Annotated in this window: 11 protein-coding genes; 5 read left to right on the forward strand and 6 right to left on the reverse strand. The window is 70.1% G+C overall.

Translation table 11 applies throughout. From position 1 onward, the window contains the following. Positions 1 to 101 precede the first annotated feature (101 nt). Positions 102 to 1,727: an EAL domain-containing protein gene (locus ACKI2N_RS02870; protein WP_420994693.1), complete on the forward strand. Its 1,626-nt coding sequence runs from the start codon at positions 102 to 104 to the stop codon at positions 1,725 to 1,727. 113 nt (positions 1,728 to 1,840) lie between these two features. On the opposite strand, the gene ACKI2N_RS02875 is transcribed toward ACKI2N_RS02870, so the two are convergent. Continuing rightward, the gene (locus ACKI2N_RS02875) at positions 1,841 to 2,779 is read right to left on the reverse strand and encodes a LysR substrate-binding domain-containing protein (RefSeq protein ID WP_420994514.1); all 939 of its coding nucleotides are present in this window, start codon (positions 2,777 to 2,779) and stop codon (positions 1,841 to 1,843) included. 144 nt (positions 2,780 to 2,923) lie between these two features. Between ACKI2N_RS02875 and ACKI2N_RS02880 the strand changes: the two genes are divergently transcribed. After that, a complete protein-coding gene (locus ACKI2N_RS02880; RefSeq protein WP_420994515.1) occupies positions 2,924 to 3,673 on the forward strand; it encodes an SDR family NAD(P)-dependent oxidoreductase in 750 nt (249 codons plus the stop codon). 43 nt (positions 3,674 to 3,716) lie between these two features. Here ACKI2N_RS02880 and ACKI2N_RS02885 read toward each other — a convergent pair whose 3' ends face one another. The 5 genes from ACKI2N_RS02885 to ACKI2N_RS02905 all read right to left on the reverse strand — a co-directional run bounded on the left by ACKI2N_RS02885 (position 3,717) and on the right by ACKI2N_RS02905 (position 8,027). After that, on the reverse strand, positions 3,717 to 4,910 hold the full coding sequence (locus tag ACKI2N_RS02885) for a class I SAM-dependent rRNA methyltransferase (protein WP_420994516.1): 1,194 nt from the start codon (positions 4,908 to 4,910) through the stop codon (positions 3,717 to 3,719). A gap of 406 nt (positions 4,911 to 5,316) precedes the next feature. After that, the gene (locus ACKI2N_RS02890) at positions 5,317 to 5,619 is read right to left on the reverse strand and encodes an HP0495 family protein (protein ID WP_420994517.1); all 303 of its coding nucleotides are present in this window, start codon (positions 5,617 to 5,619) and stop codon (positions 5,317 to 5,319) included. A gap of 32 nt (positions 5,620 to 5,651) precedes the next feature. Then, complete coding sequence (locus ACKI2N_RS02895; RefSeq protein ID WP_420994518.1) at positions 5,652 to 6,869, reverse strand: D-alanyl-D-alanine carboxypeptidase family protein; 1,218 nt, start codon at positions 6,867 to 6,869, stop codon at positions 5,652 to 5,654. Positions 6,870 to 6,946: 77 nt separating this feature from the next. After that, on the reverse strand, positions 6,947 to 7,591 hold the full coding sequence (locus ACKI2N_RS02900) for an alpha/beta hydrolase (protein WP_420994519.1): 645 nt from the start codon (positions 7,589 to 7,591) through the stop codon (positions 6,947 to 6,949). Positions 7,592 to 7,709: 118 nt separating this feature from the next. Next, on the reverse strand, positions 7,710 to 8,027 hold the full coding sequence (locus ACKI2N_RS02905; protein WP_420994520.1) for a (2Fe-2S) ferredoxin domain-containing protein: 318 nt from the start codon (positions 8,025 to 8,027) through the stop codon (positions 7,710 to 7,712). 421 nt (positions 8,028 to 8,448) lie between these two features. On the opposite strand from ACKI2N_RS02905, the gene ACKI2N_RS02910 reads away from it, so the two are divergent. From ACKI2N_RS02910 to ACKI2N_RS02920, 3 genes are all read left to right on the forward strand, one after another. After that, positions 8,449 to 9,747, forward strand: coding sequence for a dicarboxylate/amino acid:cation symporter (locus tag ACKI2N_RS02910; RefSeq protein ID WP_420994521.1), 1,299 nt, complete (start codon positions 8,449 to 8,451; stop codon positions 9,745 to 9,747). Between the two features lie 91 nt (positions 9,748 to 9,838). Beyond that, positions 9,839 to 11,851: a sensor histidine kinase gene (locus ACKI2N_RS02915; RefSeq protein WP_420994522.1), complete on the forward strand. Its 2,013-nt coding sequence runs from the start codon at positions 9,839 to 9,841 to the stop codon at positions 11,849 to 11,851. An 8-nt stretch (positions 11,852 to 11,859) separates the two neighbouring features. Beyond that, positions 11,860 to 13,176 carry a sigma-54-dependent transcriptional regulator gene (locus tag ACKI2N_RS02920; protein WP_420994523.1) on the forward strand — a complete coding sequence of 439 codons (1,317 nt, stop codon included), beginning with the start codon at positions 11,860 to 11,862 and terminating at the stop codon, positions 13,174 to 13,176. Positions 13,177 to 13,247: the final 71 nt, after the last annotated feature.

Below are 13,247 nucleotides of genomic sequence, written 5' to 3' on the forward strand. Positions count from 1 at the left end.
GTCAATGCCGTATTTGCACCGGCACCGCGCGGGCGGAAACGCCCGGCGCTTGCCTCTTGCCCGTTACCTCTTGCCTTTCTCGCAGGGAGCTACCCTTGTCCGTGTCGGAACTGCCTGACCGCCCGCCGTGGCGCCGCCATCTGCTGCTGGTTCCGGTCGCGCTCGCGCCGCTGCTGCTGTGCATGGCGCTGAGCTGGACCGAAGCGCGCCGCCATGAGCGGCACGAGGCGATGCAGGTCGCCGACCTCGTGCGCAACCGGGCGGAGAGCATACTGGCGCACGCGCGCCTGGTCGCGGGCCAGCTCTTGCCCCTGACGGAGCGGCCGTGCGCGCCGGTCGCCAACGAGCTGGCGCGCGTGGGTTCGCTGGAGCCGTACTTCCGCTCCGTGCTGCTGACCGAGGCGGACCGCATCTACTGTTCGTCGATCGACGGCCCGGTGGACTACCCGCTGTCCGCGATCAAGCCGTTCCCGGCGCGCGTGCCCGGCAAGCCGTGGATCCGCGTGGTGCGCGGCTCGCCGCTGATGCCGGACCGCCCGGCGCTGCTGGTGGAGAAGTCCGGCGGCGCGCGTTCGGTGCTGACCATCGTCGACGGCCAGCACCTGCTCGACCTGCTGCAGGCAGTGGCGCCGCTGGGCGGCTACAGCCTGGAGCTGCGCGTGGGCGACGGCATCGCGCTGCGCGGCGGCGTGCCGGAGGCCACGCCCGCCATGACCTCGACGCTGTTCGAGGAGGATGTCGATGCGTCGGGCACCAGGATCGGCGTGCGCGTGCACGGGTTGCGCGCGCGCCTGTACGCCGCCTGGCACGAGCTGCTGCAGCGTTTCATGCCGTTCGCGGTGCTGCTGTCCGGCGTGCTGGTCTTCCTTTGCCATCGCCTGCAGCAAAGCCGGCGCTCGGAGCGCGAGCAGTTGCTGCGCGCCATCCGCGATGGCGAGTTCCACGTCGAATACCAGCCGGTCTACAGCGCCGCCGAGGACCGCTGCGAAGGCGCGGAGGCGCTGCTGCGCTGGAACCGCCCGGGCACGGGTCCGGTGCGCCCCGACGTCTTCATCGCCACCGCGGAGCAGACGCATGTCATCGTGCCGCTGACGCGGCACCTGCTGGAGATGGTGGCGCGCGATTTTCGCGGCTGGCAGACCCGGCCCGGCTTTCACCTCGGCATCAACCTCGCCGCCGAGCACCTGTCGAGCCCGGGCCTGCTGGCCGACATGCGCGGCTTCCTGGCCGAGGTGTCGGCGCACCAGCCGGTGGTGGTGCTGGAGATCACCGAGCGCGGGCTGGTCGAGAATCCGGAGCAGGCCCAGCGCAACCTGCACGCGCTGCGCGCCGAGGGCGTGCGCGTGGCCATCGACGATTTCGGCACCGGCTATTGCGCGCTGTCCTACCTGGAGCGGTTTCCGTTCGACCTGCTGAAGGTGGACAAGGGTTTCGTGCAGGCGATCGATCCGGAGCGGGGCAACGCGCCGGTGCTGGACACCATCATCGGCCTGGCGCAGCGCCTGGGCGCCGGGCTGGTGGCCGAAGGCGTGGAGCGCTCGGTGCAGCTGGACTACCTGCGCGCGCGCGGCGTTTCCTTCATGCAGGGCTTCCTGTACGCGCGGCCGATGCCGTCGCTGGAGTTCGCGCGCTGGTATGCGGGCGCGGGGCAGCGCCGCTTGCCGGACGGCGCCGGCGAGGCAAAAAAAAGCCCCGCTACGCCGCGGGGCAACTACCACGAAGACTGATAGGAAGAGGCGGAAGGGCACCTGCCAATGCCGCATCCGCATGGCAGACTATAGGCGGGCTTTGTGACGGACCGAAGACGTTCGCGTGAAGCCATGATGACGGCGGCGGCGCGCTATCGGGCCGCGCCCGCGGCCGGCACGCCGAAGCCGCGCACGAGCGCGTCGAGCAGCGTGCGCACCGCCGGCACCAGCCCGCGCCGGCTAGGGAATACCGCGTGCACGACGCCGACCGGCAGGCGGAATTCCGGCAGCACCCGGATCAGCGCGCCTTCGTCGAGCGCGCGCTGCACGAAGTTGCGTGGCAGGCAGGCCACGCCGGCGCCGTCGCAGGCGGCGTGCAGCAGCGTGGACATATCGTCGGTCGCCAGCCGGGGTACGTGATGAAAGGGCACGCTCTCGCCGTCGGGCCCGCGCAAGGGCCATGCATGCTTGTCGGCCACCTGTCCGGTGCTCAGCGTCGGCAAGCCGGCGAGCGCCGCCACCGTCGCCGGGTTGCCGTAGCAGGCAAGCAGGCGCGGGCTGGCGACCAGCACCATTTCCGAGTCGCTCAGCGGACGCACGGCCAGGTCGGAGTCATCGAGCGGCGGCCGCCGCACGCGGATGGCGATATCGAACCCTTCCTTCACCACGTTGACGCGCCGGTTGGTGGCCACCAGGTCGATGCGCACCAGCGGGTGCCCGGCCAGGTAGCGCGACAGGATGGCCGCCACGTCGCTGCGCAGCAGCCCCACCGGGCAACTGAGGCGCACCACGCCCTGCGGCGCGGAGCGGACCCGTTCGACGGCTTCGCGCGCCGCGCGGGCCTCGCTCTCCAGCGCCACGCAATGCCGGTAGAGCGTCTTGCCGATCTCCGTCACGGTGATGTTGCGGGTGGTGCGGTGGAGCAGGCGCACGCCGAGCTGCGCTTCGAGTTCCGCGACCCGCCGGCTCAGCTTCGATGCCTGCATGCCGGTGGCGCGCGCGGCGGCGGTATAGCCGCCGTGCTCGACCACCTTGGCGAACAGCAGCATGTCGGTCACGTCGGGGAAATCGGGCAGATCGGCGGCGGGCAAAAGCGGCTCCTTGGGGACTATTGCAAATATAGAACGATCCCTTGCCGCCAGCTGCCTTGTTGCGCGGACAGGCGCGGCCTATTCTGCTTGCACACCGGCCCGCCGACAGTGGCAGCCGCACCACACCGCACAGGAAACCGCAGCATGGGCAACAGACTCGAAGGCAAGATCGCCGTCATCACCGGCGCCAATTCCGGCATCGGCCTCGCCACCGCCAGGCGCTTCGTCGCCGAAGGCGCGCGCGTCTTCATCACCGGGCGCCGCCAGGACGCGCTCGACGCCGCGGTCGGACAGATCGGCGGCAACGTCACCGCGTTTCGCGGCGACGTTGCCAGCCTCGACGACCTGGACCGGCTCTACGCGCTGGTCGCGCAAGAGGCGGGACACATCGACGTGCTGTTCGCCAATGCCGGCGGCGGCGAATTCGCGCCGCTCGGCACCATCACCGAAGCGCACTATGAACGCACCTTCGATACCAATGTGAAGGGCACCTTGTTCACGGTGCAGAAGGCGCTGCCGCTGCTCAGGGACGGCGCCTCGGTGATCCTGACCGGCTCCACCACCGGCTCCATGGGCACCGAAGCGTTCAGCGTGTACAGCGCCAGCAAGGCCGCGGTGCGCAACTTCGCGCGCTCGTGGATTCTCGACCTGAAGCCGCGCGGCATCCGCGTCAACGTGCTGAGCCCCGGGGCCACGCGCACGCCGGGCCTGGACGGACTGGTGCCGGAGGGGCAGGTCGATGCGATCTATGGCCACCTGGCGGCATCCACGCCGCTCGGCCGGGTCGGCGATCCGGCGGAGATCGCCGCCGCCGCGCTGTTCCTCGCCTCGGACGACAGCAGCTTCGTGAACGGCGCCGAGTTCTTCGTCGACGGCGGCCTGGCGCAGGTGTGAACCCGCCAGGATGGATGAGGGCGCGGCCGCCGGGGCCGGGACCTCAGATCTTTTCCAGCAGCAGGCCCTTGAGGTATTCGCCTTCGGGGAAGGCCGCCAGCATCGGGTGGTCGGTGCCGGCCGACAGGCGCCGCAGGATGCGCGCATCGACGCGCGCGTCGGTTGCCGCGCCGGCCACGATCTTCTGGAACAGCTCCATGCTGATCGCGCCCGAGCACGAGTACGTGAACAGCAGGCCGCCCGGGCGCAGCAGCTGCATGCCGACCAGGTTGATTTCCTTGTAGGCGCGCGCGGCGCGGTCGATGTGCTGGGCCGACGGCGCGAACTTGGGCGGGTCCAGCACGATCAGGTCGAACTGGCGGCCCTCGGCGCGGAACTGGCGCAGCGTCTTGAACACGTCGGCATCGAGCCAGGTGGCGCGTTCGGGGTCGAAGCCGTTGAGGGTGACGTTGCCGGCGGCGGTCTTGAGCGCCTCGCCGGAGGAGTCGATCGAGGTCACGGCGGTGGCGCCGCCGCGCAGCGCGGCCAGCGAGAAGCCGCCGGTGTAGCAGAAGCAGTTGAGCACTTCGCGGCCGGCGGCGAGGTCGCCGACCAGCTTGCGGTTGTCGCGCTGGTCCACGTAGAAGCCGGTCTTGTGGCCGTTGCGCACGTCCACGTAGTAGCGCACGCCGTGCTCGGTGACGTTGAGTTCCGGGTCGGGCCCGGCGCCGGCCAGCACGCCGGTGACCAGCGGCAGGCCTTCGCGCTCGCGCACGGCGGCGTCGGAGCGCTCGTACACGTTGGGGCAGCCGGTTTCCTTGACCAGCGCCTGCACCAGCGCATCCTTCCACGCCTCGACGCCGGCCGAGTTGAACTGGCACACCAGCTGGCCGGTGGCGCCGCTGCCGTAGTAGTCGACGATCAGGCCGGGCAGGCGGTCGGACTCGCCGAAGACCAGGCGCACGGCGTTGCTGTCGGCGACCCACTGCTTGCGGTGCGCCAGCGCCGCGGACACGCGGCGCTTGAACATGGCGTGGTCGACCGGCTCGTTCTCGTCGAAGCTCCACACCCGCGCGCGGATCTGCGAGGAAGGGCTGTACGCCGCGCGCGCCAGGAAGCGGCCGTCGGCGGCACGCACGACCACGGTGCTGCCGGGCTCGCAGCGGCCTTCGGTGGCGGCCACGCCGGTGGCGTAGACCCAGGGGTGGCGGCGCAGCAGGGATTTTTCCTTGCCGGGCTTGAGGGTGATGGTGTTCATGGTTTTTTGGTTTTGGGTCTGCCCGGCGGCGGGCAACGAAGCCGAGGGTTCTTTCCGGCACGGCGGCATTCGCCAGCTCCCGCCCTCTCCCCCGGCCCCTCTCCGGCCAAGCGGGAGAGGGGAGCAAACCTCGGGGCGATGAACGGAGCCGGCGGGATGCGCCAGCGCCGTGCGAGCTGGCCCAAGCAAGGTGTCCTCCCTCTCCCCTCACGGGGAGAGGGCCGGGGAGAGGGGCGGTTTGGCCAGGAGCCACATCAAGCGGGGCCAACGGTGTTGTCCAGCTTGGTGGCGAGAAATGAAGCCACCGGTTTTTTCCGGCACGGCAGCATTCGCCGGCTCCCGCCCTCTCCCCCGGCCCTTCTCCGGCCAAGCGGGAGAGGGGAGCGAACCGGCGGCGGATGCCGACTTACAGCACGATCTTCACCATCGGATGCGAGGTCAGCGCGCGGTACAGGTCGTCGAGCTGTTCGCGGCTGGTGACCCAGACCGTGATGGTCAGGCCGAGGTAGTTGCCGTTGCGCGACGGGCGCATTTCCAGCTTGCCGGCGTGGAAATCGGCGTCGAATTCCTGCACCAGCGTGACGATGGCCTCGGCGAAGCCGTCCTGCATGCTGCCCATCACCTTGATGGGGAAATGGCTGGGGTATTCGATCAGCGACTCGGACGGCGGAATGTCGCCCGGCTTGCCCTTGGTGTCATCGGTGCTCATTGGGGAGCCCTCCTGCTTGCTCACTTGCTTGCTTACTTGCGCTTGAACCACAGGCGGATGGTATCCCACAGGCGGCCGAAGAAGCCGGCCTCGGGCACCTCTTCCAGCGCCACCACCGGGAATTCGGCCACCTTGGTGGCGCCGTCCATCAGCTTGACGGTGCCGACCTGCTGGCCGGCGGCGATCGGCGCCACCAGCAGTTCCTGGCGCTCCAGCACCGGCTTGATGCGCCCGCCGGTGCCCTTGGGCACGGTGATGAAGGTCTCGTCCTTCACGCCGATCTTGATGGCCGATGTCTTGCCCTTGTAGATGTCCGGCGTGGCCAGCACCTGGCCGCGGTCGTACAGGCGCAGCGTGTCGAAGAACTGGAAGCCGTAGTTGAGGATCTTCAGGCTTTCCTGCGTGCGCACGGCCTCGGTGGTGGTGCCGATCACCACCGAGATCAGGCGGCGCGAACCGTTCGGCACATTGGCCAGCGGGCGCTTGGCCGAGGAGATCAGGCAGTAGCCGGCCGACTTGGTGTGCCCGGTCTTGACGCCGTCCACGGTCGGGTCGATGTAGAGCAGGCGGTTGCGGTTGGGCTGGCGGATCTTGTTGTAGGTGAATTCCTTCTGCGAGTACATGCCGTAGTACTCGGGGAAGTCCTTGATCAGGCGCGTGGTCAGCGTGGCCAGGTCGTTGGCCGTGGTGTAGTGGTTCGGGTCGGGGATGCCGTCGGTGTTGGTGAAGTGGGTGTTCTTCATGCCCAGTTGCTGGGCCTCGCGGTTCATCATCGCCACGAAGCCTTCTTCCGAGCCGCCCACGGCTTCGGCCAGCGCCAGCGCGGCGTCGTTGCCCGACTGCACGATCAGGCCCAGCAGCAGGTCCTGCACGCTGACCGGCTTGTTGGGCTCGAGGAACATGCGCGACTCGTCGCTCTTGACCTTGAGCACGAGCGTGGTCGGCACCACGGTCTGCTCCAGCGTCAGGCGCTTTTCCTTGAGCGCGGCGAAGGCCAGGTAGGCGGTCATCAGCTTGGTCAGCGAGGCCGGCTCGATGCGCTGGTCGGCATTCTGCGAGGCCAGGGCCTGGCCGCTGGTGGCGTCGAACAGCATCCAGGACTTGGCCGCGACCTGCGGCGTCGGCACGCCTTGCGCGCGTGCGGGCGCGGGCGCCACCAGCGTGGCGGCGCCGAGCACGGCGGCGGTGGCGGCGGCAGCCAGGACGGATGTGTTGGCGGACGCGAAAAGCGGCGTGGCTCTATTCAACATGTTTCAGTTTCCGACAAAAAAATGGGTACGGGCAAGGTGCGTGCGAACGTGCGGGCGGGGCAACGAGCGTGGCCGCGTCACGGCTCCCATGCATTGACGACAAGCTGCTTGATCAGGTGCAGCTTGCGGTGAAAGAAGTGGTCGGCGCCGGGGATCACGATCACCGGCAGTTCCTGAGGGCGGGCCCAGTCGAACACGCTCGCCAGCGGCACGGTCTCGTCCTGCTCGCCGTGGATGACGATGGCGTCGGCCGGCACCGCGGCCACCTGCCAGCGGCTGGCGGCGGTGCCCACCATGACCAGGCGCTGCGGCGCCGTGCCGGCCTCGGCCAGGCGCCGCGCCACGTGGCTGGCGACAAAGCTGCCGAACGAGAAGCCGCCCAGCGCCAGCGGCAGCGTGGCGGCCGCGGGCGACCACGCGGCCTGCGTGCGCATCCAGGCGATCACGGCCAGCAGGTCGTCCTGCTCGCCCACGCCGTTGTCGTGGGTGCCGGCGCTGCCGCCCACGCCGCGGAAGTTGGGGCGCACGGTGGCGTAGCCGAGCTGCACGAAGCTGCGCGCCAGGGTCTGCGCCACCTTGTTGTCCTTGGTGCCACCGAACAGCGGATGCGGGTGGGCCACCAGCGCGAGGCCGCGCGGCGCCTGGCCCTGCGGCAGGTCCACCGAAAGGTCGATGGCGCCGGCCGGGCCGGTGATGGTGAGTACCTGGGTATGCGCGTTCATGGAATACCGGAAGCAGGGGACTGGATGGCGGCATGGCTGGCGCCGGCGCGATGGCGCGCGGGCTTGCAGCGATGCCGGGGATTCAGGGGTGTCCGCGCGGCGGGCGCGGACCGGCGGCTCAGCGGTCGATCATCAGGCGCTCGACCGGCTTGCCGCCCACCAGGTGGCTGTCGATGATTTCGTCGATGTCGTGCTCGTCGACGAAGGTGTACCAGACGGCCTCGGGGTAGACCACCAGCACCGGGCCGAGTTCACAGCGGTCCAGGCAGCCGGCCTTGTTGATCCGCACGCGCCCCTCGCCGTTGATGCCCAGCGCCTTGCAGCGCTTCTTGGCGTATTCCTGCATGGCCTGGGCATTGTGGTCGGCGCAGCAGGCCCGGCCGTCGTCGCGCTGGTTGAGGCAGAAGAAAACGTGGTGCTGGTAGAAGCTGCTCATGCGTGCTTGGCGGGTGTCGGGCGGCATGCGGCACCGGGAGGCTCGGGTGCCCGGCGCGCGCGCCGGCCGCTGGGGTCAGGTGGAAGCCCTGAATTATACGGCGTCGCGCGGGACGATTTACCGCTTTGCGGGGCGCCGGCGGGGCGGGGACCGCCGGGCCCGCTCCCGCGGGTGGCGTAGCGGGCACCTTTGCGGCGGCCGGCTTCCGGATTTCCGGACCGGCGCTTTCCGGATTTCCGGAAAGCCGGAGTGCGCGCGCCGGCGCTTAGATATTTTCCCTTTGGAATCAGCGGCTTGGCGCGCCGCGCGCGGCTGGCACGGCGGTTGCGACGCATAAGGCAGACGCGCCCTCATGACAAGGGCGCGCGATCCTGCCGCCGCTGCGGCGGCGGGGCACGGTCAAAACACCGAGGACGACATCATGAGGAAACCCTTTTACAAGATCCTGTACGTGCAGGTGCTGTTCGCCATTGTGGTCGGCATCGTGCTCGGACACTTCTGGCCCGACACCGGCGTGGCCATGAAGCCGCTGGGAGACGCCTTCATCAAGCTGATCAAGATGATCATCGGGCCGATCATCTTCTGTACCGTGGTGTCCGGCATCGCCGGCATGCGCGACATGAAGAAGGTGGGCCGGGTCGGCGGCAAGGCGCTGCTGTACTTCGAGATCGTCTCCACCTTCGCGCTGCTGATCGGCCTGCTGGCCGCCCATGCGCTCAAGCCGGGCGTGGGCTTCAACATCGATCCGGCCACGCTGGACACCAAGGCGATCTCGCAATACGTGAAGCAGGCGCACGGCCAGAGCACGGTCGAGTTCTTCATGCACATCATCCCGGACACGATCTTCAGCGCCTTCGCCAACGGCGAGATCCTGCAGATCCTGCTGGTGTCGATGTTCTTCGGCTCGGCGCTGGCGGCCATGGGCGACCGCTCGAAGATCGTGTTTGACTTCGTCGACCAGGTCTCCAAGGTGTTCTTCCACATCGTGCACGTGATCACCAAGGTGGCGCCGCTCGGCGCGTTCGGCGCGATGGCCTTCACCATCGGCAAGTACGGCCTGGGCTCGCTGGTGCCGCTGCTCAAGCTGATCGGCACGTTCTACTTCACGGCCATCGTGTTCGTGGTGGTGGTGCTGGGCACGATCGCGCGCTTCACGGGCTTCTCGATCTTCCGCTTCGTCGCCTACATCAAGGAAGAGCTGCTGATCGTGCTGGGCACCAGCTCGTCGGAAGCGGCGCTGCCGCACCTGATGGAAAAGCTGGAGAAGCTGGGCTGCTCCAAGTCGGTGGTGGGCCTGGTGGTCCCCACGGGTTACTCGTTCAACCTGGACGGCACCAATATCTACATGACCATGGCGGTGATCTTCATCGCCCAGGCCACCGGCATCGAGCTGACGCTGCTGCAGCAGCTCACCGTGCTGGGCGTGGCGATGATCACCTCCAAGGGCGCCAGTGGCGTGACCGGCTCGGGCTTCATCACGCTGGCCGCCACGCTGGCGGTGGTGCCCGACATCCCGGTGGCGGGCATGGTGCTGATCCTGGGCATCGACCGCTTCATGAGCGAGTGCCGCGCGCTGACCAACATCGTCGGCAACGGCGTGGCCACGGTGGTGATGTCGGCCTGGGAGCGCGAGCTCGACCGCACGCAGCTCGACCGCGTGCTGCGCCGCGGCGGCGATGGTACGGCCGAACTTGCCGAAGCCGGCACCGGCGTCCGCTGAGGACGCCGCCGGCAGCCGCGGCACAGCCGCGGCGCCAGCCGGCGCCGCCCGCCAGCGGGTATCATCGGCGCGTGTCCCAACGCATGCGCCGATGCCACATTCCGACGATTTCCTCGCCGTGCATGATCCCGCTTCCGCCCGCGTGGTGCACGCGCCGGGCGAGGGCGGCGGCTCGTGGCGGGGATTTGCCGCGGCGCTGGCCGCCGGCCTGCTGCTGCTGTGCTCGCTGACCTGGCTGGTCTCGGCGCAGCGCGGCATCGACGCACTGCAGCAGACCACCGCCACGCGCGCCGACCGTTACGCGGCCACGCTGGAAAGCACGCTGGACCGCTACGAGTTCCTGCCGGCGCTGGTCTCGCTCCACCCGTTCGTACACGACCTGCTGGCCGCGCCCGACGATCCCGCGCGCGTGGCGGCGGCCAACCGCTACCTGTCCGAGGTCAACCGCCGCGCGCGCGCCTCGGCCACCTACGTGATCGCGGCCAACGGCATCGCGCTGGCGGCCAGCAACCACGACCTGCCGGGCAGCTTCGTCGGCACCGACTATCGCTTCCGGCCCTATTTCCAGATTGCCTCGCGCGGCCAGATCGGGCGCTTCTATGCCATCGGCGTGACCAACGACGAGCCCGGCTACTACATCGCCCAGCCGGTCAAGTCCGGCGGGCGCGTGGTGGGCGTGACGGTGGTCAAGCTCAACCTGGAGTGGTTCCAGCGCGCCGGCGCCGGCGGCGCCGAGCCGGTGATGGTGAGCGACGACCACGGCGTGATCTTCCTGTCCTCCGTGCCGGCCTGGCAATACCGCACGCTGCGCGCGCTGCCGCCCGAGCTGCAGGCGGAGCTGGACCGCACGCGCCAGTACCACGACCAGGAAGTCAGGCCGCTGCCGCTCGAAGCGCTGCGCTCGCCGGTGACGCGCTGGCTTGCCCAGGCCGTGCTGCGCGACGGCGCGCGGCTGGTGCGCATCGGCGCCGGCGGCAATGCCGAGCGCTACCTGGAGATCAGCCGCAAGGTCGGCCCGGCCGACTGGACCATGCAGGTGCTGGCGGCGCTCGACCCGGTGCTGGCCAGCGCGCGCAACGCCACGCTGGGCGCGGCGCTGGCCTATGCCTGCATGTGCCTGCTGCTGTTCAACTGGCGCCAGCGCCGCCAGCGCGCGCGCGACATCGAATACGGCCGGCGCCTGCTCGAGGCCGCCTACGACGAGCTGGAGCGCCGCGTGGAGGGGCGCACCGCCGACCTGATGGCGATCAACGAACAGCTCGAAGCCGAAGTGGCCGAGCGCACCCGCGCCGAGAGCGAGCTGCGCGCCGCCCAGGACGAGCTGGTGCAGGCCAGCAAGCTCGCGGCGCTGGGCCAGATGGCCGCCGGCATCACCCACGAGCTGAACCAGCCGCTGGCGGCGCTGCGCACGTTCTCCGACAACACGCGCGTGCTGCTCGAGCGCGGCAAGCTCGATGCGGCCACCGACAACCTCGCCGCCATCGCCGACCTGACCGCGCGCATGGGCAAGATCACCGGCCAGCTCAAGCTGTTTGCCGGCAAGGCGCGCCCGCGCCGCCACGCGGTGCCGGTGCGCGCCGCGCTCGACCACGTGCTGGCGCTGATGGCCCCGCGCCTGGGCGCGGTGGCGCTGCGGGTGGACGGCTTGTCGGCGGCGCCCGGCCCGGCGGTCTGGGCCGACGAGCTCAAGCTCGAACAGGTGCTGCTCAACCTGCTCGGCAATGCGCTCGATGCGCTGGCCGCCGCCGCGCCGGCGGCGCCTTGCGTGGAAGTGGCGGTCAGCGAGCAGGGCGACACCGTCGGCATCGCCGTGCGCGACAATGGCGCGGGCATCGCCGAGGACGCGCTGCCGCGGCTGTTCGAGCCGTTCTTCACCACCAAGGAAATCGGCCAGGGGCTGGGCCTGGGCCTGGCCATCTCCACCTCCATCGTGCGCGAGTTCGGCGGCCAGCTGAGCGCGGCCAACCGCGCCGGCGGCGGCGCCGAGTTCGTGGTGGTGCTGCGGCGCGCGCCGCTGCCGGGCGAGGCCGCGGCCGCCGCTGCCGCGCCCGGTTCCGCCGCCGCTGCCGCCACTTCCACCGCTTCACCTACCCACACCCAGTGAGCATCGCCATGCAAGACGGATTGCGGGTCCTGTTCGTCGAAGACGAACCCCTGGTGCGCCAGGCCACCGCGCAGAGCCTGGAGCTGGCCGGCTTCAACGTGCTGGCGCTGCCCTCGGCCGAAGCCGCCATGCCGCACCTGTCGGCCGAGTTTCCCGGCGTGCTGGTGACCGACGTGCGCCTGACCGGCGCCAGCGGGCTGGACCTGCTGCAGCACTGCCGCAACGCCGCGCCGGGCGTGCCGGTGATCCTGGTCACCGGCCACGGCGACATCACCATGGCCGTGCAGGCCATGCGCGAGGGCGCCTACGATTTCATCGAGAAGCCGTTCGGCGCCGACCGCCTGACCGAGACCGTGCGGCGCGCGCTGGAGCGGCGCGCGCTGGAGCTGGAGAACCGCGCGCTGCGGCGCGAGCTGGCCGGGCCCGCCGCGGGCACCCGCATCATCGGCCGCTCGCCGGCCATCGAGCAGGTGCGCACGCTGGTGGCCAACGTGGCCGCCACCGACGTGCCGGTGATGATCAACGGCGAGACCGGCACCGGCAAGGAGCTGGTGGCGCGCAGCCTGCACGCGCTGTCCACGCGGCACCAGGCGCCCTTCGTGGCGCTCAACTGCGGCGCGGTGCCGGAAGCCATCTTCGAGAGCGAGATGTTCGGCCACGAGGCCGGCGCCTTCACCGGCGCGGGCAAGCGCCGCGTGGGCAAGCTCGAGCACGCCTCGGGCGGCACGCTGTTCCTCGACGAGATCGAGAGCATGCCGCTGGCGCTGCAGGTCAAGCTGCTGCGCGTGCTGCAGGAGGGCACGCTGGAGCGGCTGGGCTCCAATGCCTCGATCGGCATCGACGTGCGCATCGTGGCCGCGGCCAAGGGCGACATGGAAACGCTGGTGGCCAAGGGCGCCTTCCGCCAGGATCTGCTGTACCGACTCAACGTGGTGACCATCCCGCTGCCGCCGCTGCGCGAGCGGCGCGAGGACATCGTGCCGCTGTTCGAGCATTTCATGCTGGTGGCGGCGGTGCGCTACCAGCGGCCCGCGCCCATCCTGTCCGAGCTGCAGCGCCAGGCGCTGATGCAGCGCGCCTGGCCCGGCAACGTGCGCGAGCTGCGCAACGCGGCCGACCGGCTGGTGCTGGGCGTGCCGGAGGGCGGCGCGCGCGCCGACGCGCTGGACGATTCCACGCCGCTCAAGGAGCGCATGGAGCACTACGAGCGCGCGGTGATCGCCGACACGCTGGCGCGCACCGGCGGCGCGGTCAGCCAGGCGGCCGACCTGCTGCAAGTGGGCAAGGCCACGCTGTACGAGAAGATCAAGCGCTACGGGCTCTGACCTGACGCGGGGCCGGCGCCGGCTTCCTCCGCCGATCTTGATACACTCGCGGGCTCCGCATGCCGCCCGGC

Origin of the sequence: Cupriavidus sp. 30B13, from assembly GCF_049059565.2 — a bacterium.
GTDB lineage: Bacteria > Pseudomonadota > Gammaproteobacteria > Burkholderiales > Burkholderiaceae > Cupriavidus.